Raw genomic sequence first — 25,930 nt, 5'->3', positions numbered from 1 at the left:
GACAGCACCGACACGCAGGTGACAAGTCGGGGGCAGGTGCGCCCGCACAATCCTTCGAGCTTTGAGACATGCTTAGAGACGCGGCCTGGGGTGACTACCCCGGGCCTTGAAATTTGATAACGAGCAGGAGACATGCAATGACACGTACGGTGCAGCAACTTTTCGATCTCTCTGGCAAGACGGCCCTGGTGACCGGTGGCTCGCGCGGCCTGGGTTTGCAGATGGCCCATGCCCTGGGCGAGGCGGGCGCCAAAATCATGCTGACATCGCGCAAGGCCAAGGACCTGGAGGAGGCAGCCGCCGAACTCAAGGCCGCCGGCATTGTGGCGGACTGGATTGCCGCCGACTGTTCGGACGAGGCCGATATCGAGCGCCTGGCCAAAGAGACCGTGCAGCGCCTCGGTCATGTGGACATTCTGATCAACAACGCGGGTGCCAGCTGGGGCGCTCCTGCCGAGGATCATCCCACCTCGGCCTGGGACAAGGTCATGAACCTCAATGTGCGTGGCTATTTTCTGCTGAGCCAGCAGATTGCCCGCCTGTCCATGCTGGAGCGCAAGAGCGGTCGCATCATCAATCTGGCATCGATTGCCGGCCTGGGCGGCAATCCCACGGGCATGAAGACCATTGCCTACAACACTTCCAAGGGCGCGGTGATTAATTTCACGCGCGCATTGGCCGGTGAGTGGGGCGAGCACGGCATCACCGTCAATGCCATCTGCCCGGGCTTTTTCAAGACCAAGATGGCTGCCGTGCTGATCGAGACCCTGGGCGAGGACGAGATGAAGTCCCATGCACCGCTGCGCCGTCTGGGCGACGATGAGGACCTCAAGGGCCTGACCCTGCTGTATGCCAGCGATGCGGGCAAGCACATCACGGGCCAGTGGATGGCGGTGGACGGTGGTGTCAGCGCGCTGGTAGGCGGCTGAGCCAAGGCCTTGAATTGCTCGCCCTGGGCATGAGCTGGCGCGTATACATTCAAGGCATTGCCGCCTGTCCGTGCGGCCCATCATTGAGAAAGACCATAGCGTGTTGTCATTCGGTGCAGATATTCCCTTTGTTACAGAGCTGGGCATGACCCTGCACAAGATGGAGGGAGGAGAGTCCGAGCTGCACTACACGCCGCAGCCCTCGCATCTGAACTCCTTTGGCGTCACGCATGGCGGTGCCTCCATGGCGCTGTTGGACGTGACCATGGCCGTGGCCGCGCGCAGCGTGGATTTCGAGATGGGCGTGGTCACCATAGAGATGAAGACCTCGTTCATGCAGGCCGCGCGCGGACCCCTGGTGGGCAAGGGCGTGCTGCTGCATCGCACAGGTACCATGGCTTTCACCGAGGGCCGCATCTACGACGCACAGGGCCGCTTGTGCGTCCATGCCACGGGCACCTTCAAATACATGAAGCGCAAGCCTGAGAGCAACGGGCCTGCGACCGACTGACGAGTTATATTTTTTTGATAGCGCATAGCGCATAGCGCATAGCGCATAGCGCATAGCGCTTTGCCAGCAAGGGGTAGGGGGTGATCGGGTGTGAATTTCCCCTGGCCTCGTCACTTTTCGAGGAATGCATCATGACCGTGAACCAACAGATTCTTCTCGACAACCGCCCCACGGGCGAGGCGGTAGAGAGCAACTTCAAGCTGGCGCAGTCCGAGCTGCCCGCGCTGCAGGATGGCGAGGTGCTGGTGCGCCATCACTATCTGAGTCTGGACCCCTATATGCGGGGCCGCATGAATGACTCCAAGAGCTATGCCCAGCCCCAGCCGCTGGGCGAGGTCATGCAGGGCGGCACGGTGGGCGAGGTGGTGGAAAGCCGCCATCCCAAGTTCCATGCGGGCGACAAGGTCGTCGGCATGGGGGGCTGGCAGCAGTATTCGGTCGTCAACCCCGGTGTGCCCGGTGCGCTGCGCAAGGTCGATACCACTTATGTGCCTCTGTCCTATTACCTGGGTGCCGTGGGCATGCCGGGCGTCACGGCCTGGTATGGACTGGTCAAGATCATCAATCCCAAGGCCGGCGAAACCATGGTGATCAGCGCTGCCACCGGTGCCGTGGGCAGTGCGTTTGCGGCCCTGGCCAGGGCACGCGGCTGCCGCGTGGTGGGTATTGCCGGTGGCCCGGAAAAATGCGCCTATGCAGTGAACGAACTGGGCTTTGATGCCTGCATCGATTACCGCGAGCACCCCGACGTCAAGACCATGGCCAAGGCACTCAAGGAGGCCTGCCCCAATGGCATCGACGGCTATTTCGAAAATGTGGGCGGCTATATCTTCGATGCCGTGCTGCTGCGCACCAATGCGTTTGCGCGTGTTGCCCTGTGCGGCATGATTGCCGGCTATGACGGCCAGCCTCTGCCGCTGGCCAATCCTGCGCTACTGCTGGTCAACCGCATCAAGCTCGAAGGCTTTATCGTCAGCGAGCACATGGAGGTCTGGGGCGAGGCACTGACCGAGCTGGGGGGCCTGGTTGCCGCAGGCAAGCTCAAGCCGCGCGAAACAGTGTCCGAGGGACTGGCGTCGGCCCCTGCTGCTTTCCTGGGCCTGCTCAAGGGCAAGAACTTCGGCAAGCAGTTGGTGAAACTGGTCTGACCCCCTGAAGCGCTTTGTGCCTTCCCCTAGCCGGGCGCCCCCTTTCTCTACGCGCTGCGCGCTAGGGAAGGGGGACGATGCCTTCGCCGGGGCGGCCCCGCCGCGAGGCGGCTCTTGCTCGGCATCTCTGATCTGGAGCGAGCCAGCTTCAGGCACTGCTCACATAAAAATATTCGGAGACAAGAATGATCACGAACTTCAAGGGAAAGACGGCGGTTTTGACGGGTGCAGGCTCGGGCTTTGGTCTGGAGTGCGCACGCATCGGGGCGGCCAGGGGCATGAATCTGGTGCTGGTCGACGTGCAGCAGGAAGCCCTGGACAAGGCCGAAGCAGAGCTCAAAGCTACCGGTGTTCAGGTGCTGGCGCGCAAGGTCGATGTGTCGGATGCGGCGCAGATGGAAAAGCTGGCTGCCGAGGTCAAGGCGACTTTTGGCGCACCGCACTTTGTGTTCAACAATGCGGGCGTGGGTGCCGGTGGTCTGGTCTGGGAAAACACGGTTGCCGACTGGCAATGGGTGCTGGGTGTCAACGTCTGGGGCGTGATCCACGGTGTGCGCCTGTTCACGCCCATGATGCTGGAGGCCGCCAAGGCCGACCCTGCCTACGAAGGCCATATCGTCAACACCGCCAGCATGGCGGGCCTGCTGGCTCCGCCCAATATGGGCATTTACAACGTCAGCAAGCATGCGGTGGTGTCTCTGACCGAGACGCTCTACCAGGACCTGGCTCTGGTGTCGGACCAGGTCAGCGCCAGCTTGCTGTGTCCTTTCTTTGTGCCCACGGGCATAGGCCATAGCGAACGCAATCGTCCGCAGAGTCTGGAGGCGCAGCCGCTGACGGCCAGCCAGAAGATCGGCCAGGCCATGACCGACAAGGCAGTCGGTTCGGGCAAGGTCACGGCGACCGATGTGGCGCAGAAGGTGTTTGAGGCCATGGCATCTGGCCAGTTCTATATCTACAGCCACCCTCAGGCCCTGGGCTCGGTGCAGGTGCGCATGGAGGATGTGGTGCGGGGGCGCAATCCCACGGACCCGTTTGCCCACAAGCCCGAGTTGGGGGAGAGCCTCAAGGCCGCGTTGCGCGCTGGCTGAGAGTCCAGGTTGCCAAAGAAAGCCTTGCCGGGAATGGCAAGGCTTTTTTATCGCCGGGCCGCGCCAGGATAAAAACGCCGGGGTCGCCTAGGTCCTCTTGGAGGGATAGCGAACCACAGACAGTGGGGAGCGTGGGGTGACTTATTGCCGTCGAGCCGTTCGCTGGGCAGGCGTGGGAGCCATTTTCATGGTGCGCGGCCCAGCTCCTTCAGCTCCGCTTCTGTCGCCGGGCGCACCAGGCGCAGCAGCAGGGCATTGCCCTTGCCCATGTCCGGCGTGGTCTGCAGGGTTTCGGTGTTGACGGCCCAGGCTTGCTGTGCCGACAGGCCGGTAATGCTTTGAGATTTGTCGACCTGGCTGTAGTTGTAGCTGTTCAGGCGCTGGGTGTTGACGGCAGCCGTGCCTGTCCAGTGCCAGTCGCGCGGGGCATTGGGAAAGAACTCGGGGTTCAGGCCTTGCGGCTTGCTGCCACGGTCCAGCAGGCGTTTGAACTCGTTGACCCGCGGCAGCCGCCAGCGCAGGTTCTCGCTCTTGCTGCGCTCTGCCGCATGGGCCTGGGCCTGCTTGTAGTTCAGGAGCAGGGCGCTGCCCGTGCAGCTCTTGCCGTTCCAGTCCATGCCTTCGGCGCAGCGCGGCCAGGCCAGTTTGGCCCGGGTGTCGATCACCATCTGCCCGTCGGGCGATGGGTGAAAAGGCACAGTTGCTGGAACAGCCGAGGTCGGGGCGGCGTCTTGCGCGAAGGCAGGGATCACCAAAAAACATAGCAGGCTGCGCACAGCCAGTTTGGGAATTGCGGCAAAAAAAGGCAAATGCACGGCATCTCTCAATGATGTGTTGCCGCGATTGTGCCGCTGGTGGCGCAAGCCATTGCCCCAATGACAGCGGTGAAAGCCTTGCTGTTGGCGGCAAGGGCAGGGCGTTGGCCGCAAAACGCACGTTGCTCAGCACGTAAATCAAGTTACCACGACAATTGCACCTCTATGCAAGCTTCCGTTTCCCTGCGTCTGGTTCTGATTTTGGGCCTGTTGTCGGCCATTGGGCCGTTCGCCATCGATATGTATTTGCCCGCGCTGCCCCAGATCGGCAGCAGCCTGGGCGCCCAGGTCGGGGCAGTGCAAGCCAGCCTGACGGCTTTCTTCCTCTCCATCGGCGTGGGGCAGTTGCTCTATGGTCCTGTGTCCGACATGCTGGGCCGCAAACCGCCGCTGTACTTTGGCCTGATTCTGTTTGCTGCCGCCAGCGTGGGCTGTGCGCTGGCTCCCAATATCGAGACCCTGGTGGTCTTTCGTTTTCTTCAGGGCCTGGGCGCTGCGGCCGGCATGGCCGTGCCGCGTGCCGTGGTGCGCGATCTGCATACCGGTCACGCCGCCGCGCGCATGATGTCGCTGCTGATGCTGGTGTTCAGCGTCTCGCCCATTCTGGCACCACTGGCTGGCAGCGGCGTGATTGCTGTGGCTGGCTGGCGCGCCGTATTCTGGGTGGTGGCTGCGGCCGCCATGCTGGGCCTGGTCGCCACCTGGCGCGGCGTGGAGGAGACCCGTACGCCCGAGCTGCGGCTGGACAGCAGCCTGGGCGGGGCGTTCAAGGCCTATCTCAAGCTGCTGCGCGATGCTCACTATCTGGGCCTGGTCTTTATCGGCGGCTGTGCCATGGCGGGCTTTTTTGTCTATCTGGCGGGCTCGCCCTTTGTGCTCATCAATTACTACGGCCTGTCCTCCACGCAGTACAGCATGGCGTTTGCGCTGAACTCCATCGCCTTTATCGGTGCAGCGCAATTCACGGGACGGCTGGGCCAGCGCTATGGGCTGGTGAATGTGGTCAAGGTGGCAGCATCGGCATCGGGGCTGGTCATGGCTTCGCTCATGACTTATTACCTGATGGGCGGTGAAAAGCTGGCAGTGCTGGTTGCGCTGTACTTTGTCGCCAGTGCGCTGATGGGGCTGGTGATTCCGACGACTTCGGTGCTGGCGCTGGAAGAGCATGGCGAGATTGCCGGCACGGCTTCGGCCTTGCTGGGCACGCTGCAGATGCTCAGCGGTGCGGCAGCCATGCAGATCGTCGGCCATTTCTCGAACGGCAAGCCCCTGCCCATGGTGGTGGGCATGGCACTGGGTGCACTGGTGGGCGTGGCGCTGGCCTGGATCACGTTGGGCGGCTCACGGGGAGCGCGTCATGGCTGAGCCCGCTGCAAGCTCTGGCATCAATCCGGCTCCCGTGCATCAGGGCCTGCATCAAGGTCTGCCTGAGGGCCCGCGCGGCCGGGCCATGCTGGTCATCATCCTGGGGCTGACGCTGTCGGTGCTGGACAGCAGCATCGTCAACCTGGCCCTGCCCGCCATTGCCAGGGAGTTGCAGGCCAGCTCCGCCCAGACACTGTGGGTGGTCAACGCCTATCAACTGGCGGGCCTGGTGTTGCTGCTGCCGCTGGCGGCTCTGGGCGAGCGCCTGGGCTACCGGCGCATCTATCTGGTGGGCATGGCGGTTTTTGTGCTGGCCTCCGTGGGCGCGCTGATGGCCGATTCGCTGGCCACGCTGATTGCGGCCCGTGTTTTTCAAGGTATCGGCGCCTCTGGCGTGATGAGCGTGAATGCGGCCCTGGTGCGCCTGACCTATCCCAGCGACAAGTTGGGCCGCGGCATGGCCATCAATTCCCTGACGGTGGCCACATCCTCCATGGCCGGGCCATCGGTGGCGGCGGCGATCTTGTCCGTGGGCAGCTGGCCCTGGCTGTTTGCCATCAATGTGCCGCTGGGTTTGTTCACGCTGTGGCTGGGGCGCAAGGCCTTGCCTGCCAACCCCGTGAGTCATGCGGGCCAGGACAGCCGCGAAAGGATTGCGCCGCTGGATGTGCTGCTCAACATCCTGATGTTCACGCTGATCTTTCTGGGCGGCGAACAGCTGGGCATGCACCTGGGCCCGCACAGTGCGCCGGCCAGTTCCTGGATGCCGTCGGGCTGGTGGCTGCTGGTGGCGGGCGTGCTGGTGGGCTATGTCTATCTGCGCCGCCAGTGGCCCATGCAGGCGCCGCTGTTTCCTGTTGATCTGCTGCGTATCCCGGTGTTTGCACTGTCCATGTGCGGCTCGGTTTCGGCCTTCACGGCGCAGATGATGTCTTATCTGGCCCTGCCATTTTTGCTGCTGGATGCGCGTGGCCTGTCGCCCATGGAGGCCGGCATGCTGATCACCAGCTGGCCCGTGGCGACCATGCTGACGGCGCCGATTGCGGGCCGTTTGATCGGCAAGTATCCCGATGGTCTGCTGGGCGGCATCGGCATGGCCATGTTTGCCAGCGGTCTGTGGCTGCTGGCCGCCATGCCGGCGGATGTGGCGCACTGGGACATGGTCTGGCGCATGCTGCTGGCCGGCAGCGGCTTTGCGCTCTATCAGTCACCGAATAATCACACCATCGTCACTTCGGCACCACTGGCGCGCAGCGGCGCGGCCGGCGGCATGCTGAGTTCGGCCCGCATGACCGGGCAGACACTGGGCGCGGTGGTGCTGGGCACGATTTTTGTCATTTCCGGTGGCCATGGCGGCCATGCCGAAGTGCTGGCGCTGTGGATTGCCGGTGGCTTTGCCGCCATGGCCGGGGTCTTCAGCATGCTGCGCGTGCGGCAGGCGCCTGCAGCCAAGGCGCATACCTAGGCATCAAATAGGGGTCTAACCCTGTCTAGGTTTACGTGAGACGCTATGAAAATCATGTGCCTGGCAGCTCGGTACCTAGTCCATTGCAACCAGGTGGAGAGTCGTAAGCATGGTTACAGTGACAGGCCGCGAGCGCGGCCATTGCCGTGCTCCGAGCTCGCAGGCTTCGGGTGAAGGGTGTGGCGCACCAGCAATTGCGCGCCTGTCCGCTTTACATTTGAGAAATATTGCCGTCGCACAATAGTGACAAGTTACCTTGTTTCTGATCGCCCCACCGTATGAAGATTGACCTGTCCGCTTCGCTGAGCCCGCGCCGCAAGGCGCTTTTTTCTGATTCGCACAGCGCAAGCCCGCAGGTTGCCAGACGGCAGCGCTGGATGCAGGCACTGGGCGCGGCGCTGGTGGTGACCGCGCTGGCGGCCTGCTCCAAGTCCGATGGCGATCAAAAAGCCCCACCCAAACAGGACGTCCAGGTCGGCGTGGTGACGCTGCAGGCCCAGAACCAGCAACTGGACGCCAGCCTGCCGGGCCGCACCAGGGCGTTTCTGACCGCCGAGGTGCGTCCCCAGGTCTCGGGCATCATTCAAAAGCGTTTGTTCACCGAAGGTGCGCAGGTCAGACAGGGCCAGCAGCTCTATCAGATCGACGCTGCGTCGCTGAAGGCCGTGGAGGCCAGTGCACTGGCTGCCGTGGCCAAGGCCGAAGCCAGCCAGCGCACACTGGCTGCGACGGCACGCCGCAATGCCGAGCTGGTCAAGATCGACGCCATCAGCAAGCAGGCCAACGACGAAAGCCAGGCCGCTGCGGCCCAGGCTTTGTCCGATGTGGCCGTGGCCAAGGCCAATCTCGAGACGGCACGCATCAATCTGCGCTACAGCCGTATCGAGGCTCCGATCGGTGGGCGCATCGCGCTGTCGGCCGTCACGCCGGGTGCACTGGTCACGGCCAATCAGGCCAATGCGCTGACCACTATCGTGCAACTGGACCCCATGTATGTAGACTTCACCCAGTCCAGCTCCGACCTGCTGCAGCTCAAGCGCGATCTGGAGTCCGGCCGCTACCAGAAGGTGGAGGGCAACAAGGTGCCCGTGCGCATTCAGCTCGACGACGGCAGCGACTATCCGCATGAGGGCAAGCTGGCATTTGCCGGCGTGATCGTCAACGACACCACGGGCACGCTGACGCTGCGCGCCGAAGTGCCCAACCCCGAGGGCATGCTGATGCCCGGCATGTATGTGCAGGCCAAGCTGCCCACGGCGCTGGCACCCGACGGGGTGATGGTGCCCCAGCAGTCGGTGACGCGCGATCTGGCGGGCAAGCCCAATGTCATGCTCGTCAAGGATGGCGATGTGGTGGAAAGGCGCGAGATCGAGGTGGACCGTGCCGTCGGTGCCTTCTGGTTGCTCAAGTCCGGCCTCAAGGCGGGCGACCGCGTGATGGTGGACGGCTTTCAGCGCGTCAAGCCCGGCGACAAGGTCAAGGCCGTGGAGGTGGACCTGAAGGCCAAGGCCGAGCGCAAGAGCGTGCGTGGCGAGCCGCCCGTGCAGGCTGCCGCCGACGCCCCCGCAGCCCCTGCCAAGAAATAAGGCAGGACAGACACCATGGCGCAGTTCTTTATCAGCCGGCCCATTTTTGCCTGGGTCATTGCCATCATCATCATGCTGGCGGGGGCCTTGTCGATCTCGACCTTGCCGCTGGAGCAGTACCCCGACATTGCACCGCCGCGGGTGACGATTTCCTCGCAGTACACGGGTGCGTCTGCCGAGACCGTGGAAAACTCGGTCACGCAGATCGTCGAGCAGCAGATCAAGGGCATCGACAACATGCTCTATATGAGCTCGACCAGCGATGCCTCGGGTCGCTCGCGCACCACGCTGACCTTTGCGCCCGGCACGAATATCGACGTGGCCCAGGTGCAGGTGCAAAACAAGCTGCAGGCCGCGATGAACCGGCTGCCCGATGCTGTCAAAAGCCGGGGCGTGTTCGTCAACAAGGGCGGTCAGGACTTTCTGGTCACCTACAGCTTTTACTCACTGGACCCCAAGGTCACCGATGTGGCCATTGGCGACTATCTGAACAGCAATCTGGTCGACGTGATCGGCCGTCTGGAAGGCGTGGGCGACATCAACGTCTTTGGCTCCCCTTACGCCATGCGCATCTGGATGGACCCGGCCAAGATGGAGAAATACGCGCTGATGCCGTCCGATCTGGTGGCCGCGCTGAACTCGCAGAACGCCCAGGTGTCTGCCGGCCAGCTGGGCGCTTTGCCTGCCGTGCAGAACCAGCAGCTCAACGCAACGATTACCGCACGTACCAAGCTGCAGACGCCTGAACAATTCCGCTCCATCGTGCTCAAGGCCGCGACGGACGGTTCGGTTGTCACCATGGGCGATGTGGCGCGTGTGGAGCTGGCGGCCGACTTCCTGACCATCCAGGCCAAGCTCAACGGCATGCCCGGCGCCGGCATGGGCGTGATTTTGGCCGACGGCGCCAATGCCATGAAAGTGGCCGATGCCGTGGCCGCCAAGCTGGCCGAGCTCAAGCCTTATTTCCCCAACCAGATCGACTACTTCGTGAGCTCGGACTCCACGCCCTTTGTGCGGGCCTCGATTCACGAAGTGGTCAGCGCCCTGGGTGAGGCCATGGTGCTGGTGGTGATCGTGATGTTCATCTTCCTGCAGAACATCCGCGCCACCTTGATTCCCGCCATTGCCGTGCCCGTGGTGCTGCTGGGCACGTTTGGCGTGCTGTCGGCGGCCGGCTATTCCATCAACACCCTGACCATGTTCGGCATGGTGCTGGCCATCGGCCTGCTGGTGGACGATGCGATCGTGGTGGTGGAAAACGTCGAGCGTGTGATGCACGAAACCGGCAAGTCCCCCAAGGAGGCGACACACCAGTCCATGAGGGAAATCACCCCGGCGCTGGTGGGTATCGGGGTGACGCTGTCGGCCGTGTTCGTGCCCATGGCTTTCTTCGGCGGCTCCACGGGCGTGATCTACCGCCAGTTTTCCATCACCATCGTGGCGGCCATGGCGTTCTCGGTGTTCGTGGCCCTGACGCTGACGCCTGCGCTGTGCGCGACCATTCTCAAGGCGCCCGAGCACCATGGCGGCGAGGGCCATGAGCGCCCAGTGCGCTCTGGGCCGTTCGGGCTCAGCGATCGCTTCTTCAACTGGTTCAACCGCAATTTCGATGCGACGGCCAGCCGCTATCAGGGCACGGTGGCCTATATGCTGCGCCGCGCCAAGCGCATGATGCTGGTGTTTCTGGCCATTTGTGCGGCCGTCTGGCTGCTGATGGCACGCCTGCCGACTTCCTTTCTGCCAGACGAAGATCAGGGCTTTGTCTATGTCAATGTGAACCTGCCCTCGGGCTCGTCCGACGCCCGCCTGCAGGAGGTGCTGGACGAGGTGCGTGACTACCTGGTCAAGCAGCCCGAAGTCATCAGCTTCAACCAGGTCTCGGGCCTCAACGGCGACCAGAGCTCGGCACGTGGTTTTGTGCGGCTCAAGCCCTGGGCCGAGCGCCCGCTGGCTTCGCAGTCCTCGATTGCCGTGGCGCATCGTGCCACCAAGGAGCTGGCTCGCATCCGTGATGCCCGCGTGTTCGTGATGAACCCGCCGGCCGTGCGCGGCCTGGGCGCGAATGCCGGCTTCAACTTCATGCTCAAGGATATCAACGGCATGGGCCACGAGGTTTTGCTGGCTGCCAGCAAGCAGGTGGAAGAGGCAGCGCGCAAGCGCTCCGAACTGACCTCGGTGCGCGTGACCAATCTGGAAGACGCGGCCGAGCTGCGCCTGGACATCGACGACCGCAAGGCGGCCGCGCTGGGGCTGTCGTATACCGATATCAACGGCGTGCTTTCCAGTGCCATGGGCGGTACCTATGTGAACGACTTTCTGAACAACGGCCGTGTCAAGCGCGTCTACATCCAGGGCGATGCGCCACACCGCATGCTGCCGCAGGACATTGCCAAATGGACGGTGCGCAACAACAAGGGCGAGATGGTGCCTTTCGGAGCGTTCTCGCGCAGCTATTGGGCCTATGGTTCGCCGCAACTGATGCGCTACAACGGTGCGCCAGCCTACGAGTTCATCGGCAGCTCGGCACCGGGCGTGAGCTCGGGCGTGGCCATGAAGGCGGTAGAGGACATCCTTGAGCAACTGCCCCAGGGCATTGGCTACGAGTGGACCGGCGCCTCGCTGCAGGAGCGCCAGTCCGGCGCCCAGGCTCCCATGCTGTACGCCATCTCGATTCTGTTCGTGTTTCTGTGCCTGGCTGCTTTGTATGAGAGCTGGACCGTGCCACTGTCCGTGATGCTGGCCGTGCCTCTGGGCGTGGTCGGCGCGCTGATGGCCACTTATACCCGCGGGTTGACGAACGACGTGTACTTCCAGGTGGGTCTGCTCACTACCGTGGGCCTGGCATCCAAGAACGCGATCCTGATCGTGGAGTTCGCGGTGCAGCTGCAGGAGCAGGGCAAGAAGGTGTTCGACGCCACGGTCGAGGCCGTGCGCCTGCGCTTGCGCCCGATCCTGATGACCTCGCTGGCCTTTGGCTTTGGCGTGATTCCGCTGGCCATAGGCACCGGCGCTGGCGCGGGCGGCCGCAATGCCATCGGCACGGCCGTGCTGGGTGGCATGGTGGCGTCCACGGTGCTGGGCATTTTTCTGGTGCCGGTGTTCTTTTTGCTGATTCGCAGCTGGTTCAAGAGCCACTCGCGCCACGACGAGGTGGCGACTTCGACCACCACCAAGGAAAGCGCAGCATGAGGCGCCTGATGATGAAAACTTCCGCCCTGGCCGCAGCCTGTGTGGCCACACTGCTGGCGGGCTGCAATCTGGCGCCGGTCTACAAGGCCCCCGACATGCCCGTGCCTGACACGGTGGCCGCTGGCGGCACTGCCGTGCAGGCCAGCGAGCAGGCGCTGCAGCAAGCCCAGGCCCTGCAGTGGCTGCAATCGCAGCAACTGCGCGAACTGGTGGCGCTGGCGCTGACCCATAACCGCGACCTGCGCGTGGCGCTGGAAAACATAGAGAAAGCGCGCGCCCAGTACGGCATCACCCGTGCCGATCTGCTGCCCGGCATCACTGCCCAGGCACAGAGCAATCGCTCGCGCACACCGGCCGATCTGACTACGGCAGGGCGCAGCAATATCAGCGAGCAATATTCGGCACAGCTGGGTTTTGCCAGCTATGAGCTGGACCTGTGGGGACGCATACGCAACCTCAGCGAGGCGTCGCTGCAGCAGTTTCTGCAAAGCCAGGACAACCAGCGCAATGTGCAGATCAGTCTGGTGGCCGATGTGGTCAACGCCTGGCTGACCCTGGCTGCCGACCAGGCTCGCCTGCAACTGGCACAGGACACGCTGGAAAGCCGTATCAAGGCCTTCGATCTGACCCGGCGCATGTACGAGCTGGGCTCCACTTCGGGTCTGGTGCTGGCACAGAACCAGACCACGGTGGATACGGCGCGTGGCGATGTCGCCAGCTATACGGCCCAGGTCGAGCGCGACCGCAACACGCTGCAGTTGCTGGTGGGCGGCCCTGTGCCCGCACCTCTGCTGCCGGCTCCGCAGGCCCTGAAGGCTGCGGATATCGGCGGCTCGGCCGATATGGCGCTGCTGAAGGTGCCGACGCCGTTGCCCTCGAGCGTGCTGCTCAAGCGCCCCGATGTGCAGGCTGCAGAGCGCAATCTACGCGCCATGAATGCCAATATCGGCGCGGCCCGCGCAGCCATGTTCCCTTCCATCACGCTCACCGGCAGTCTGGGCACGGGCAGCACCGAGCTGGACCGCTTGTTTGGCAACAACAACCAGAGCTGGAGCTTTATCCCTCTGGTCAAGCTGCCGATTTTTGACGGCGGCCGCAATCGTGCTGGCGTGCAGGTGGCACAGAGCAATCAGCGCATCGCCGTCAGCCAGTACGAAAAATCCGTGCAGACCGCTTTCAAGGAAGTGGCCGATGTGCTGGCCGATCGTGCCCAATGGGGCGAGCGCCTGTCGGCCCAGACCAGCATGGTGGCCAATACGCAAAAGGCGTTTGATCTGTCGAATGCCCGCTTCAAGGCCGGCGTGGACAACTACCTGAGCGTGCTGGATGCGCAGCGCAGCCTCTATACCGCGCAGCAGACGCTGATCAATCTGCGCCTGGGCGAGCAGCTCAACCGCGTGACATTGTGGAAGGCCTTGGGCGGCGAGGAGGCGGCAGGCGAAAGCTCGGGCAGCACCAACGCATCCTGATGTCCTGGCCGCTATTAGCTGTTATCGGCCGCTATTGGCCCCTGGCGCGCAGCTCTTGGAAAGGCTGCGCGCCTTTGTTTTGGGAGCGCATACAGCTGGTCCTCATTGGATTTCTCACGGGAAATACACTGAAACATAAAGGAATCAAGCGTTGCAAGCTATGGTTTCAAGAGTCAAGCGCGGAGCCAGGACCATCCCCTTTGAGGGGAGGGTGCAAGCAACGCGTTTGCTATATTGAAGTCATGAAAAAAACGCTGATCACCACCACAGCCGGTTTTCTGGGGGCCATGGCCGTCAGTGCCTGCTCTCAACCCCAGACCAAGGGCCAGGAGTCTCCGATGCTGGGCATGGCCAATCCAGCCTCGGTGTATTGCGGCAAGCTCGGCGGCAAGCTGCGTATCGAAAAGACCACCGCTGGTGAACGGGGCATCTGCATGCTGCCCGACGGTACCGAGATGGAGGAATGGGCCTTGTTTCGCAGAGACCATCCGGCTCAGTAAACCACTGATACAGATTCCGGCATTTTTTGGCCCTGGCCAAGATAGACCAGGTGCAGGCAGCTATCAAAGTCGGTGTGGCTGGTGCGGTGGCCTTACCCTGGCGGCTTACATGTTGAATACCAGATAAATGCGTGGCCCTTATAGACTGCAGGCATGAAGAAATTGCTTGGAGTCTCTGCGCTGCTGGTATTTTTGTCGGGCTGTTATGCCACGGCAGGGAGCGGATATGGTTACGGCTACAGCGACACCTACGTCTATCAGCCCTATGGGGGCTACTACGGCGGCCAAGTCTACAGCCCTGTATATCGCCCCCACCATCACGTACACAGACCTCACGGACATCGCCCACATCCAGGACATGGTGCGCATGGAGGAGGCCATCGTCCTTCACATGGCGGCGGCCATCCGCATGGTGGACATAGACCGGGCGGCGGCCGTGGCCATGGCAAACGCTGAAGGCCTAGGGGCCCGGATTCATTCAGTGCAAGCCGGCTCTTGCGGTGAGAACGGTTGACCGCCTCGCAAAGGCAGTGCTTCAAAGACGCTCTTGGAAGATTTTCTCTCCACACCGAACTGACCATGACGAGGTCATGCTTCGGCCAGATCCTCTGCTTCATTGCGTACCGGGAACCAACCGGGCGTCGCCAAGATTGTGGACCACAGCTTGTCCGGCAACTGAAGGTCGCCAGCCTCACCAGGCAAATCCAATGCCGTGTCGATCTCGTGATCACGTCCGGCCTGCGCCAGTTCCACCCACCGCGCTTCATCACCAGTCCCTTGCCCACGGCTACCAAAGGCAACCCAAGAGCCACTGCGCGGCGCGCTTGGTCGGGTGTGCGGATTTGACCCGCGGTCAGCAGCGGCACTCGCCCTGCCACGCGCTCGATGAACTGCTCGGCAGTCGTCTTGCCGCTCTCATCCTCCACGCCATTGTTCTGCGGCTTGCCCGCCAGCAGGTCATGGAGCGAGGCGTGCAGATAGTCGATCTGGCCTTCCTCGATCAATTGGTCTACCAGCGCCAATGCACCGCAGATGCGTAGCGCGCCCTCGCCAGGCTCCTCGGGAGAAATACGGTAGCCCAGCAGGAATGGACGCTTGGCATGGGCGGCGATCACGCGGCGTACCTCGCGCACCACTTCGAGTGGAAAGCGCATGCGGTTCTCCAATGAGCCTCCCCATGAGTCCGTGCGTTGATTGAACAGAGGCGACAGAAAGTTCTGGATCAGAAATCCATGGGCGCCATGCAGCTCCACGCCGTCGAAGCCCGCCTCGATGGCGCGGCGCGTGGTTTCACCGAAATCGCGGATCACAGCCAGGATTTCTTCAGGGCTCAAGGCCCGGCTGGCCAGCTTGCCGTCATTGAACGGTCCCTTGGGCGCGGCCAGGCTGCTCGCGCTGACCAGTTCACCCTTCGGGGTCAGACTGGGCACGGCCTTGTTGCCGGCATGGAAGATTTGCAGCACGGCGGGCGCTCCGCCGCTTTTTGCGGCCTGGGCCAGTTTGCGCAGACTAGAGCTCGTCATCAATTGAGCCAGACGACAGTGGCCGCAAGGTGAATCCCTCCCAAGAATGCCGCTGCCGTTTTGTCATGGCGCGTGGCAATACCCCTGTACTCCTTCAACCGCACAAAGAAGTTCTCAATGAGATGTCGCTCTTGGTAGACATGGCGGTCATACCCGCGCTGGGTTTTGCGCGTCCGAATACTGGGAATGAAAACCTGCTTGCCCTGGCGCAGCAGTTGTTCAACCACGCGTTCATGGGCGTCATAAGCTTTGTCGGCAATCATGGCCTGCGCGTCGGTGCGCGCAAGCAAGACATCTGCTCCTTCCAAATCCTATGCCTGCCCTGCTGTGAGATGGAAACCAGTGGGGTTGGCCGAAATCTGCCTGAAGCCATCACCTGCCAACATGCTTTCAAGGGCTGCCTCCGGTCGAGAGTTCTATGGCATTCAAAGCCGCTGGAACCCGCTTGTTCACATTGCGTGCTTGCTACCGGGACTTCTTTCGAAGTCACGCTTTCGGCGACATGTAGCCACTCATATCCGGACTTATTGACCATCTCACGCAAGGCCGACCAAAAGATCCGTCACTTCACATAACTGCGCAGTACAGAAATAACCATCTCGAGGTCTTTCTCGCGCTGTGCGTCTGATGCGTCTGCATCGCCCAGGTGCTCGCGCAGATGGCCCTCCATGACTTGCAGCATCAGCCCGTTGACGGCTCCACGCACAGCTGCCAACTGCTGCAGGACAACGGAGCAATCTTCCGAGTTTTCCAAGGCTCGCTCCAGAGCTTGGGTCTGCCCCTTGATACGCCGAATTCGTGCCAGCAGTGGCTTCTTGTTCTGAACTGTATGTGACATAAGGGCCAATTCTAGAGCTTCAAATATACTGGGGTACAGTATAAAAATGAACGCAACACAATCACTTCAACAAGCGGCTCAAACCTCTGCACGGCAGCATTCCCATGTTTTCGATGAAGGCAACCCTTTGGGGGAAAGGAATGCGAAGCTCGCGGCGCTGCTGACGCTGGCCATGATGGCTCTGGAGATCGGGGCCGGGTATTGCTACAACTCCATGGCTTTGCTGGCCGACGGTTGGCACATGAGTTCCCATGCCCTGGCCTTGGGTCTATCTGCAGCGGCTTATGTTGCGGCCCGCCGTTTGTCTAGGGACTCGCGATTTGCATTTGGAACCTGGAAAATCGAGGTTCTAGCCGGCTATACCAGTGCCATATTTTTGCTGCTGGTCGCATGCCTCATGGTCTTTCAGTCAGTGGAGCGCTTGCTATCTCCATCTGCCATTCACTACGAGCAGGCCATAGGTGTTGCTGTCTTGGGCCTGCTGGTGAATCTGGCATGTGCCTGGCTACTGAAGGATGGGCATCATCACCATGAACACGGGCATGGACACAATCACCATCATGAGCATGGACACGGTCACGCAGATCATGGCGACCTGAATTTGCGCTCGGCTTATCTGCATGTTGTTGCAGATGCGGCAACCTCTGTACTGGCCATCTTGGCCTTGTCGGGAGGAATTCTGTGGGGGCTTGGCTGGCTGGACCCAGTCATGGGCCTTGCAGGTGCCGTGCTGGTGGCTGTTTGGGCATGGGGATTGCTGCGCGAAAGCGCACGCGTGCTGCTGGACGCAGAAATGGATGCCCCGGTGACCGAGGAGATACGTGAAGCCATCGCTCAAGGCCCTTACCGGGCAGAGCTCACAGACTTGCATGTATGGCGTGTAGGCAAAGGCAAGTACGCAAGCATCATCGCCGTCGAGGGTGGTCCGGATATAAGTTCCGACTACATTCGTCAGCTTGTCTGTATCCATGAGGAGCTAGTGCATGTCTCGGTGGAAGTGAATGCGCAGCCCCCAACAGGTTCTATGCATGGATTCAGCAGATAAGAATGACCTGCTTCAAGTGCTAAACCTTTATGGAAATCAGTGAAAACCTAAAGCGATGGGCAAAGCGAATCAAGCGCGATGGCGTAACTCTATGGTTTGCAGGCAAGCACCCTGAGACTCCTTGGTATGCGAAAGCACTTGGACTTTTTGTGGTCGCCTATGCGTTGAGTCCCATTGATTTGATACCTGATTTCATACCCGTTCTGGGATATGTGGACGATATCCTTTTGCTTCCAGTTCTCATTTGGCTGACGGTCAAATTGCTACCAACATCGGTTCTGACCGAGTGCCGTTTGCAAGCAGACCAATGGATGGCGGAAAAACGGGCGAAGCCGATCAGCAAAGCGGGTGCCCTGATGGTCATTGTGCTATGGATAGCCGTAGGCATAGCCTTCTGGACCTTGGTGATTCCTTGGTTACGCGCATGAAGGACTGATTAGGGCGACAGAATCCATAGGTGAGGCGCAATAGCGGACTTTGCGTAGTCCATCAGACTGCACCGATGATCGCCGCACATGAAATCCGTCGTGGAGCCATCGCCAGTCTCGGTATTCATATGACCGCTATGGGGGGTGAACGATCCGTTTCGATATGGTCGGGAGCAGCAGCAATCGCTGCACGGTAGTTGCTCTTGGGCAGAAGTCAGGCGAGTGGGATGGGCAGAGGTTGTGTGGAACGCATTCATGAGAAAGTCCCAGCCCCAGTTCCCCTTGGGTTGGCCTGCTCAGTGGATGCGGACTCGAATAGATCAGAACAGGTTGGGTAGGCACAACTTTGTTTACCCCTTGGCCCCAGAAAGACTAAAGGACTTAGCCCCTTTCGAAGCTAAGTCCTTGAATCATATGGTCGGGCGGCGGGATTCGAACTCGCGACCCTCTGCTCCCAAAGCAGATGCGCTACCAGGCTGCGCTACGCTCCGAAGCCTTCAAATGTAACCTAGTTCACCTGAGAAAAATTCTTGGATGAGTGGATTGGTGCAAATATTTATGGAAATCTCGCTGCTTTCCTGGATTGCGCAGCAACTGGGACAAGAGTCCAGCGGGCTTTGAACCTGCGACCGCGGTGTTGGAGCAGGCATTGGCAGACAAGATGCCGGGCAGGAAGACATGGGCGAAATCGAGGCCGCGAGGTTTGTGGAGCGGCGATTACCGTGCATTGCATCCTGAAGTGATGCTGGTGAATAGGGGGGCTTTATGCACCCGTTCAGCAGGCCAGTTGCAGGCCCTGGATGTGCCAATCCTAGCGATACGGAGCTGATCCAGGCTTGAGATTGCTGTCGACGGGTAGAGCTTGCTCAGGGCATCTCACGCAGGCATTGCACTGTTTTGTCGTCCAGCCATTCGGCGTGCATTCCGGGGCAAGCGAACTCGTCACGCACAGGTTTGGCCAGCGCCACAGGTTCATTGGCCTGTGCACTGGGTGTGGCAAGCCACAGGGCGCCCATGGCAATGGCGGCAACGAGAAGCAGGGATTCAACAATCTTTTCCATGATGTTTCTCCGATCAGGTACTTGTCGATAAGTACAGCTATCAAGCTTGAGGGTATGCGCCGCTTACAGTGGCCAGGCGGCTGGCGTGGTGGCAATGAGCACCGCTGCTCCGACGAGGCCGATGGCTGCGGCAATGAAGGCCACCCATCGTGCGGCGCTCAGAAGCCTTGTTCCAAGGTACTGGCGAATAGCAGCAAGAGTGCCAAGCACAGAGTCAGAACCAGAGTGGGGATATGCGGCCATTTCACAGGCCTCCCTTCTCGCGCAGGCGTTGCACGAGGTCTTCATTAACGGGCTGGGAATTTAAGCGGTACTGCATGAAAGCTCCTTGGTGCGAAATCAGGGCCTGCATTGCAGACCGGGAATATAAAAGTCAGCGCGTTGAAGGAGTCGCAGCCCCTGCTTCTGCGCAGCATGTCTGCGCATGCTTCAACTTAGTAAAATTACTGTTATTTTAATCAGTACTGATTGTTTGTACAGTAATTTATTTGCCATGCCAGACCGATCTTGTGTGCGACGGCTGGGTGCTCTGCCGTTGAACCTGGAGGTGGCAATGACTGGTGGTGTCGCGTCGCGGTTCGAGGCCCAGGACGGCGTTGCAAGATGGGACTGTTGGAGTACCTGAAGCAAGAAGACAGGGAACTGAGAGCTGACGAGCGCTGTATCTGGATACTTTTTTTGTCCTGTCACTGGCCTTGTGGCATGCTGGGCTCAGGAAAATGTCGTTAGCTGCGAGGAGTACAGGCGTGTCAATGCAGGCCGCCTGGGGAAATGATGGGCGAGCAGTTCCAGCATGTACCGAGCTCAAGCGTCAGGGGTGGCTAAAAGCAATCAAAGGACAAACTCCCAGTGCTGGCGTGGCCACATTGACCTAGCTGGCTTAAGAGGAAAGCTTCTGGGTGAGGGGGCTGAACTATCGCAGGACTGCCCACAGGTGCAACTCTATGTGGATGAGCCCGGTAGCCATGCAGACAGGGGGCTTTTGGCAAGCCGGTGATCGGAAAAGGCGGTGCCGCACCGATCAGGCGGCAGAAGATACTCTGGCCCCAAAGGCCGGTGGGACTTTGGCCAAGAAAAAAAGGGTTAGGTCGTGAGACCTAACCCTTTTATATCTGGTCGGAATGGCGGGATTCGAACTCGCGACCCCTTGCACCCCATGCAAGTGCGCTACCAGGCTGCGCTACATTCCGAAGCCTTTGATTCTAACCCAAAGCAAGGAAGGTTCGGCTCTTGGAGATCGGTCGGAAGCAAAATTTATTGCGTTGATTCTCACCGGTTCAATCATGGCTGCTGAATTTCGTGAAATTTCTGTGCAGCAAGCCCTGTATTCACTGTCGCCCTCACAGTGTGGATCGCTGGCCTTGGGGCTCCGATTCAGAGTTGGATTTGGTGACGGTTCTTGGGCAGTTCAGCCAAAGGGCAGAAAGTGGGCACAACTTATGGTGTGAATCTCAAATCCTTAGCCTGTGCGGCTGGGGTTTTGTGTCTGCAATGTCTCTGATAGTGCTTGTGGAAAAAATCTGACAGTAGTCTGTCGGTCTCAAATCGTTAATCAGATGGCAGCGCGTACATTGGCTGTCATTCACTCATGAGGTAATTCAATGATGCTTAGAAGAGTCGCCGAAGTCGGGTTTGTGTCTGTAAGCCTAATGTCTGTGTTAGTTATGACAGGTTGTGTGGTGGCTCCAGAGAGACCTCATCGACCGGTGGTTACTCATGTTCAAGAGCGCGCGATGCCAAGTGTGATTGTTGAAGAGAGGGGTGCTCCTCCATCGCCAGGATGGCATTGGGTGAATGGTTATTGGCGTTGGGATCGAGATCAGTGGATTTGGCAGAAAGGCCGTTGGGTTGCCAATGCGGTGCCGCCGATGCCTGCAGTCATCATTGAGGAGAGGGCCATGGCCCCAAGCCCTGAGCATTTCTGGGTGCCGGGGCATTGGGTGTGGCGCTCTGATATCAATAACTGGTTCTGGGTAAGAGGGCAGTGGCACCGATAGCCCGCGTTCGCCAGACCACCTTCTGATAATTCTCGGTGCTTTTTTCAGCCGCCTTGGCTTGCCTTGGCGGCTTTCTCGTTTTGCTTGAGTCAGCCACGCCTGCGCCCGAATGGCTAGGCCAATGCGGTGGCTTCATGCCGCGCGATGTACCAGCACAGGAATGCTGCTGTTCACCAGCACGCGCTGGGTCTCGCTGCCCAGCAAGATGCCTGCAATGCCCTTGCGACCATGTGATGCCATGCAGATCAGGTCACAGTGGATCTCCTGAGCCAGCTTGATGATGGCTTGGTGCACGGAAATATTCACTGTTCGCGCAGTCTTGCATTCCACATTTTCGGCGTTGGCAATGTCCTGCGCTGCATGTAGCACCTTGTCAGCCTCCTTTTCGGAATCTTTGTTCAGTTCGCTGGAGCTATAGGTCATCAGTGCTTCACCGCCATAAATCATGGCAGCGTAGTCTGGTATCACATACAGGGCGGTGACCTGGGCCCCTTGTTCCTTGGCGAGCTGAATGCCCGCACGCAAAGCGCCTTCCGAGAGCTTCGAACCATCTGTAGGAATAAGAATGTGTTTGAACATATTCAACCTCCTTGCACGATGAAACAGAGCAGTTGCCAGACTCATAGTCACACCCTGTCACGGCAAATGCAACATATCGCCGCCGTGAATGACATGGCTTTTGGCGGATATTGGAAACTGGAAAATCAAACAACAGTGTGGGTGGTGGATGTTTGCACCAGGCTTGCTCGGGTTGATGCCTTGATCGCTGCGCAGCCAAGCCTGCCCAGGTTTTGCGTCACGGCGCTGTCTGCAGCGCAGCTCTGGAGCCCGGTGTCTTCATAAGGCCAGGCAGCTCCGAATAAGTCCTGATCAAAACAAAAAAGCCCGCGATATCGCGGGCTTGCATGAGCAAAAGTCTAAGGGTTGCGTGTCAGTTCACGACAGCGCTTTATTCCCACTCGATGGTTGCTGGTGGCTTGGTACTCACGTCATAGGTGACGCGGTTGATGCCGCGCACTTCGTTGATGATGCGGCCGGACACCTTCTTGAGCAGACCGTAGGGCAGCTCGGCCCAGTCGGCAGTCATGAAGTCGCTGGTAACCACGGCGCGCAGGGCCACGACGTAGTCGTAGGTGCGGCCGTCGCCCATTACGCCCACGCTCTTGACGGGCAGGAACACGGTAAAGGCCTGGCTGGTCAGGTCGTACCAGCTCTTGCCAGTCTTTTCGTCGATCCAGTTGTTCAGCTCTTCGATGAAGATGGCATCTGCGCGACGCAGCAGGTCGGCATATTCCTTCTTCACTTCGCCCAGGATGCGCACGCCCAGGCCGGGGCCGGGGAAGGGGTGGCGGTAGACCATGCCGCGGGGCAGGCCCAGGGCCACGCCCAGTTCGCGCACTTCGTCCTTGAACAGATCGCGCAGGGGCTCCAGCAGCTTCAGGCCCAGTTGCTCGGGCAGGCCGCCGACGTTGTGGTGGCTCTTGATGGTGACGGCCTTCTTGCTCTTGGCGCCGCCCGACTCGATCACGTCGGGGTAGATGGTGCCCTGGGCCAGGAAGGTGGCACCCTTGGAGCCGGCGTTGGCTGCCTTGAGCTTCTCGGCTTCGGCCTTGAATACGTCCACGAACAGACGGCCGATGATCTTGCGCTTTTGCTCGGGCTCGGACACGCCGGCCAGCTCGCCCAGAAACAGGGCGGAGGCATCGACGCGCACCACCTTGGCATGCAGCTTGCCTTCGAACATGTCCATGACCATATCGCCTTCGTTCAGGCGCAGCAGGCCGTGATCGACGAATACGCAGGTCAGCTGGTCGCCGATGGCGCGGTGGATCAGGGCTGCAGCCACGGAGGAGTCCACGCCGCCGGACAGGCCCAGGATCACTTCTTCGTCGCCTACCTGCTCGCGGATCTTGGCCACGGCTTCTTCGATGTAGTCGCCCATGATCCAGTCAGCTTGCGTGCCGCAGATGTCGAGCACAAAGCGGTTGAGCAGTGCCTGGCCCTGCACGGTGTGCGTGACTTCGGGGTGGAACTGCACGGCGTAGTAGCGACGTGCTTCGTCGGCCATGCCGGCGATGGGGCAGGAGGGCGTGGAGGCCATGACCTTGAAGCCCGGAGGCAGCTCGGTGACCTTGTCGCCGTGGCTCATCCAGACCTTGAGCATGCCGTGGCCTTCGGCCGTGGCGAAGTCTTCGATGCCTTCCAGCAGCTTGGTGTGGCCATGGGCGCGCACTTCGGCATAACCGAATTCACGGGTGTTGGAGCCTTCGACCTTGCCGCCCAGTTGGGTGGCCATGGTCTGCATGCCGTAGCAAATGCCCAGCACGGGCAGGTTCAGCTCGAACACGGCGTCGGGAGCGCGGTCGTCCACTTCGTAGACGGAGGCATGACTGCCCGACAGGATGATGCCCTTGAGCTTGCCGTCGGCGGCAAATTCGCGTACCCAGTCGCTGCTCACATCGCAGGGGTGGACTTCGCAGTAGACATTGGCTTCACGCACGCGGCGCGCAATCAGTTGCGTGACCTGAGAGCCGAAGTCCAGAATAAGAATCTTGTCGTGTTGCATGGTGATCAAGGGCAAGAGGGTGACAAAAAAGGATTAGAAATCTTCGGGAGCCCAGACGGTGACGCCGCTTTTGCGGGCGGCCGCCATCTGGGCTGCATCGAATGTGGCCAGCGGCAGGCGCAGCGACTGCGCCAGCCACAGGTAGGCGGCATCGTAGGTAGGCAGCCCCGTGTCCAGCGCCACATCCAGCACGGCCTTGTGTTGTGCAGGAGCCAGGTCGTGCAGCTCCACGCGGTGGCGAATGGCTTCCAGCACGCCCCACAGGCCTTCGACCGAAGTCTGCGGGATACGGCCATTATTGACGCCCGATGCAATCAGGTTGCCGCATTCCCACTGCCAGAGGTTGGGTGCTTGCGGGTCGACTTCATCGCGGCGGATCCGGGTGTAGAGGCGTCTGGTGTGTTCGCTGGCGCTGTCAGGCAGCAGCCAGGCGGCGGTGACGGAGGCATCGAGCACAAAAGCGGTGGCGTTCATGCCTGGCTCCGTCCTGTGTGGCGCAGGCTGGCGACGCTGTCTGCTACGGTAGTGGTAGCTGCCTGCGCTTTCACCGTCTGCTGCAGAGCCGAGATCTGTCCCAGCTCGCGGGTAATCTGCTCATCGGTGATCACGGGCTTGCGGCGCATGGGCAGCATGCGCACGACCTCTTTGCCGTGGCGCGTGATGCGCACTTCCTCGCCTTGTTCGACCATTTCGACCAGGGCGGAAAAGCGGCTTTTGGCTTCGTAGATACCGATAGATTGCATAGCTGAAAACAAAAAATCTGGCTAGAACAGTAGTTCAGGCCAGATTTTAGCATTCTGGCCAGATTTTTCAATCTGGTCAGAATTCACGGGGTTTGCTTAGTCAGCGCGGTAGTTGGGCGCTTCCTTGGTGATCTGCACGTCATGCACATGAGACTCACGGATGCCGGCTGCGGTGATTTCCACAAACTCGGCCTTTTCGTTCATCTCGGTGATGGTTGCACAGCCGCAGTAGCCCATGGAGGCGCGCACGCCGCCGGCCATCTGATAGACGATGGAGACCATGGAGCCCTTGTAGGGCACGCGGCCTTCGATGCCTTCGGGAACCAGCTTGTCGGCATTGGGGTTGCCGGTGGACGATTCCTGGAAGTAGCGGTCGGCAGAGCCTTGCTGCATGGCGCCGATGGAGCCCATGCCGCGGTAGCTCTTGTACGAGCGGCCCTGGTACAGAATCACTTCGCCGGGCGCTTCTTCGGTGCCGGCAAACATGCCGCCCATCATGATGGTGGAAGCACCAGCGGCCAGAGCCTTGGAGATGTCGCCGGAGAAGCGGATGCCGCCGTCACCGATCAGGGGCACACCCGTGCCCTTCAAGGCCTGGGCCACGCTGTCGATCGCCATGATCTGGGGCACGCCCACGCCGGCCACGATACGTGTCGTGCAGATGGAGCCGGGGCCGATACCGACCTTGACCGCATCCGCACCGGCTTCCACCAGGGCCAGGGCGGCCGCGCCAGTGGCGATGTTGCCGCCGATCACGTCCACCTGGGGGTAGTTCTGCTTGACCCAGCGCACGCGATCGATCACGCCCTTGGAGTGGCCGTGAGCCGTGTCCACCACGATTGCGTCCACGCCGGCCTTGACCAGCAGTTCCACGCGCTCTTCGGTGCCGGCGCCCACGCCGACGGCGGCGGCCACGCGCAGGCGGCCTGCGGCGTCACGCGCGGCATTGGGGAAGGTGGTTTGCTTGTTGATGTCCTTGACGGTGATCAGGCCCTTGAGTTCAAAGGCGTCGTTGACCACCAGGATACGTTCGAGCTTGTGCTTGTTCAGCAGGGCCTTGGCTTCGGCGGGGCTGGTACCGTCTTTTTCATTGACGGTGATGAGCTTTTCGCGGGGCGTCATGATCTCGCGGACCTTGACGTCGTAGCGGGTCTCGAAACGCACATCGCGGCTGGTCACGATGCCGACAACCTTGCCGCCGTCGCAGACGGGAAAGCCCGAAATGCCGCGCTCTTCGGACAGCTGCAGCACTTGCAGCACAGTGTGCTCGGGAGTGATGACCACGGGGTCATGCACCACGCCGGATTCATGGCGCTTGACCTTGGACACTTCGGCGGCTTGCTGCTCGGCCGTCATGTTCTTGTGGATCACGCCGATACCGCCTTCTTGCGCAATGGCGATGGCCAGACGCGCTTCTGTCACCGTGTCCATGGCGGCAGACACCAGGGGCAGGTTCAGGCGAATATTGCGAGTGAATTGGGTGGCGAGGGAAACGTCCTTGGGCAGGACTTCGGAGTAGGCGGGAACGAGCAGGACGTCGTCAAAGGTCAGTGCTTTTCCGAGAAGGCGCATGTGATGGCTCCAAAAGAAAGATTGTACCTGTGACTTGGCTCACAATGTGGGCTGGCATCCCAGAATCCCCACGGTCTGAAACCGACTCT

24 protein-coding genes and 2 tRNA genes are annotated in these 25,930 nt (G+C 60.7%); 14 read left to right on the top strand and 12 right to left on the bottom strand.

What is annotated here, in order from left to right; all coding sequences use genetic code 11:
* Positions 1-137 precede the first annotated feature (137 nt).
* The 4 genes from QMY55_RS14185 (at position 138) to QMY55_RS14170 (ending at position 3,679) form a co-directional block, all read left to right on the top strand.
* Complete coding sequence (locus tag QMY55_RS14185) at positions 138-929, top strand: SDR family oxidoreductase (protein ID WP_283484841.1); 792 nt, start codon at positions 138-140, stop codon at positions 927-929.
* Between the two features lie 100 nt (positions 930-1,029).
* Positions 1,030-1,440: a PaaI family thioesterase gene (locus tag QMY55_RS14180; RefSeq protein WP_283488965.1), complete on the top strand. Its 411-nt coding sequence runs from the start codon at positions 1,030-1,032 to the stop codon at positions 1,438-1,440.
* A gap of 131 nt (positions 1,441-1,571) precedes the next feature.
* A complete protein-coding gene (locus QMY55_RS14175; protein ID WP_283484840.1) occupies positions 1,572-2,588 on the top strand; it encodes an NADP-dependent oxidoreductase in 1,017 nt (338 codons plus the stop codon).
* Positions 2,589-2,773: 185 nt separating this feature from the next.
* Positions 2,774-3,679, top strand: a complete 906-nt coding sequence (locus QMY55_RS14170) for an SDR family oxidoreductase (protein ID WP_283484839.1) — start codon at positions 2,774-2,776, stop codon at positions 3,677-3,679.
* Positions 3,680-3,864: 185 nt separating this feature from the next.
* Here QMY55_RS14170 and QMY55_RS14165 read toward each other — a convergent pair whose 3' ends face one another.
* Positions 3,865-4,494: an Lcl C-terminal domain-containing protein gene (locus tag QMY55_RS14165; RefSeq protein WP_283484838.1), complete on the bottom strand. Its 630-nt coding sequence runs from the start codon at positions 4,492-4,494 to the stop codon at positions 3,865-3,867.
* A 165-nt stretch (positions 4,495-4,659) separates the two neighbouring features.
* Here QMY55_RS14165 and QMY55_RS14160 point away from each other — a divergent pair, with 165 nt between their 5' ends.
* The 6 genes from QMY55_RS14160 (at position 4,660) to QMY55_RS14135 (ending at position 14,068) form a co-directional block, all read left to right on the top strand.
* The gene (locus QMY55_RS14160) at positions 4,660-5,859 is read left to right on the top strand and encodes a multidrug effflux MFS transporter (RefSeq protein ID WP_283484837.1); all 1,200 of its coding nucleotides are present in this window, start codon (positions 4,660-4,662) and stop codon (positions 5,857-5,859) included.
* The gene (locus tag QMY55_RS14155; protein ID WP_283484836.1) at positions 5,852-7,324 is read left to right on the top strand and encodes an MFS transporter; all 1,473 of its coding nucleotides are present in this window, start codon (positions 5,852-5,854) and stop codon (positions 7,322-7,324) included. The genes QMY55_RS14160 and QMY55_RS14155 overlap by 8 nt, the downstream gene beginning before the upstream one ends.
* 278 nt (positions 7,325-7,602) lie before the next feature.
* The gene (locus QMY55_RS14150) at positions 7,603-8,910 is read left to right on the top strand and encodes an efflux RND transporter periplasmic adaptor subunit (protein WP_283484835.1); all 1,308 of its coding nucleotides are present in this window, start codon (positions 7,603-7,605) and stop codon (positions 8,908-8,910) included.
* Between the two features lie 15 nt (positions 8,911-8,925).
* Positions 8,926-12,099: an efflux RND transporter permease subunit gene (locus tag QMY55_RS14145; RefSeq protein ID WP_283484834.1), complete on the top strand. Its 3,174-nt coding sequence runs from the start codon at positions 8,926-8,928 to the stop codon at positions 12,097-12,099.
* Positions 12,096-13,568, top strand: a complete 1,473-nt coding sequence (locus QMY55_RS14140; RefSeq protein WP_283484833.1) for an efflux transporter outer membrane subunit — start codon at positions 12,096-12,098, stop codon at positions 13,566-13,568. The genes QMY55_RS14145 and QMY55_RS14140 overlap by 4 nt, the downstream gene beginning before the upstream one ends.
* A 242-nt stretch (positions 13,569-13,810) precedes the next feature.
* Complete coding sequence (locus QMY55_RS14135) at positions 13,811-14,068, top strand: putative hemolysin (protein ID WP_283484832.1); 258 nt, start codon at positions 13,811-13,813, stop codon at positions 14,066-14,068.
* A gap of 332 nt (positions 14,069-14,400) precedes the next feature.
* Here the strand turns inward: QMY55_RS14135 and QMY55_RS14130 are convergent, their stop codons facing one another.
* From QMY55_RS14130 to QMY55_RS14120, 3 genes are all read right to left on the bottom strand, one after another.
* Entirely contained in the window at positions 14,401-15,531 is a 1,131-nt protein-coding gene (locus tag QMY55_RS14130; RefSeq protein ID WP_283484831.1) for an oxidoreductase, read from the bottom strand.
* Between the two features lie 59 nt (positions 15,532-15,590).
* Positions 15,591-15,881: a transposase gene (locus QMY55_RS14125; protein ID WP_283484830.1), complete on the bottom strand. Its 291-nt coding sequence runs from the start codon at positions 15,879-15,881 to the stop codon at positions 15,591-15,593.
* Positions 15,882-16,153: 272 nt separating this feature from the next.
* Positions 16,154-16,429 (bottom strand): metal/formaldehyde-sensitive transcriptional repressor, encoded by a 276-nt coding sequence (locus QMY55_RS14120; protein ID WP_283484829.1) that lies wholly within the window; start codon positions 16,427-16,429, stop codon positions 16,154-16,156.
* Positions 16,430-16,475: 46 nt separating this feature from the next.
* On the opposite strand from QMY55_RS14120, the gene dmeF reads away from it, so the two are divergent.
* Together dmeF and QMY55_RS14110 are read left to right on the top strand one after the other, a co-directional pair.
* Entirely contained in the window at positions 16,476-17,474 is a 999-nt protein-coding gene (gene dmeF / locus QMY55_RS14115) for a CDF family Co(II)/Ni(II) efflux transporter DmeF (protein WP_283484828.1), read from the top strand.
* Between the two features lie 29 nt (positions 17,475-17,503).
* Entirely contained in the window at positions 17,504-17,902 is a 399-nt protein-coding gene (locus QMY55_RS14110; RefSeq protein WP_283484827.1) for a DUF1232 domain-containing protein, read from the top strand.
* 415 nt (positions 17,903-18,317) lie between these two features.
* Here QMY55_RS14110 and QMY55_RS14105 read toward each other — a convergent pair.
* The 3 genes from QMY55_RS14105 to QMY55_RS14095 form a co-directional block, all read right to left on the bottom strand.
* A tRNA-Pro gene (locus QMY55_RS14105) sits at positions 18,318-18,393 on the bottom strand.
* A gap of 375 nt (positions 18,394-18,768) precedes the next feature.
* Positions 18,769-18,963, bottom strand: a complete 195-nt coding sequence (locus QMY55_RS14100; RefSeq protein ID WP_283484826.1) for a hypothetical protein — start codon at positions 18,961-18,963, stop codon at positions 18,769-18,771.
* Between the two features lie 1,113 nt (positions 18,964-20,076).
* Positions 20,077-20,153: transfer RNA gene (locus QMY55_RS14095), tRNA-Pro, on the bottom strand.
* Between the two features lie 411 nt (positions 20,154-20,564).
* Here QMY55_RS14095 and QMY55_RS24850 point away from each other — a divergent pair.
* Entirely contained in the window at positions 20,565-20,960 is a 396-nt protein-coding gene (locus tag QMY55_RS24850) for a hypothetical protein (RefSeq protein WP_407650513.1), read from the top strand.
* A gap of 132 nt (positions 20,961-21,092) precedes the next feature.
* Here the strand turns inward: QMY55_RS24850 and QMY55_RS14090 are convergent, their stop codons facing one another.
* Complete coding sequence (locus tag QMY55_RS14090; protein WP_283484825.1) at positions 21,093-21,539, bottom strand: universal stress protein; 447 nt, start codon at positions 21,537-21,539, stop codon at positions 21,093-21,095.
* Between QMY55_RS14090 and QMY55_RS14085 the strand changes: the two genes are divergently transcribed.
* Positions 21,528-21,803 carry a hypothetical protein gene (locus tag QMY55_RS14085; RefSeq protein WP_283484824.1) on the top strand — a complete coding sequence of 92 codons (276 nt, stop codon included), beginning with the start codon at positions 21,528-21,530 and terminating at the stop codon, positions 21,801-21,803. The two genes, QMY55_RS14090 and QMY55_RS14085, sit on opposite strands and share 12 nt — an antisense overlap.
* Before the next feature lie 106 nt (positions 21,804-21,909).
* On the opposite strand, the gene guaA is transcribed toward QMY55_RS14085, so the two are convergent.
* The 4 genes from guaA to guaB all read right to left on the bottom strand — a co-directional run bounded on the left by guaA (position 21,910) and on the right by guaB (position 25,841).
* Positions 21,910-23,526: a glutamine-hydrolyzing GMP synthase gene (guaA, locus tag QMY55_RS14080; RefSeq protein ID WP_003064855.1), complete on the bottom strand. Its 1,617-nt coding sequence runs from the start codon at positions 23,524-23,526 to the stop codon at positions 21,910-21,912.
* Positions 23,527-23,559: 33 nt separating this feature from the next.
* Positions 23,560-24,000: a type II toxin-antitoxin system VapC family toxin gene (locus QMY55_RS14075; RefSeq protein WP_283484823.1), complete on the bottom strand. Its 441-nt coding sequence runs from the start codon at positions 23,998-24,000 to the stop codon at positions 23,560-23,562.
* Entirely contained in the window at positions 23,997-24,269 is a 273-nt protein-coding gene (locus tag QMY55_RS14070; RefSeq protein ID WP_283484822.1) for a type II toxin-antitoxin system Phd/YefM family antitoxin, read from the bottom strand. Before QMY55_RS14070 ends, QMY55_RS14075 begins: the two co-directional genes overlap by 4 nt.
* A gap of 96 nt (positions 24,270-24,365) precedes the next feature.
* A complete protein-coding gene (gene guaB, locus QMY55_RS14065) occupies positions 24,366-25,841 on the bottom strand; it encodes an IMP dehydrogenase (protein ID WP_283484821.1) in 1,476 nt (491 codons plus the stop codon).
* Between the last annotated feature and the right edge of the window lie 89 nt (positions 25,842-25,930).

It is taken from the genome of Comamonas resistens (assembly GCF_030064165.1).
Classification (GTDB): domain Bacteria; phylum Pseudomonadota; class Gammaproteobacteria; order Burkholderiales; family Burkholderiaceae_C; genus Comamonas; species Comamonas resistens.
The sequence above is the reverse complement of the archived record's forward strand: the minus strand, read 5'-3'. Positions and strand labels throughout refer to the sequence as shown.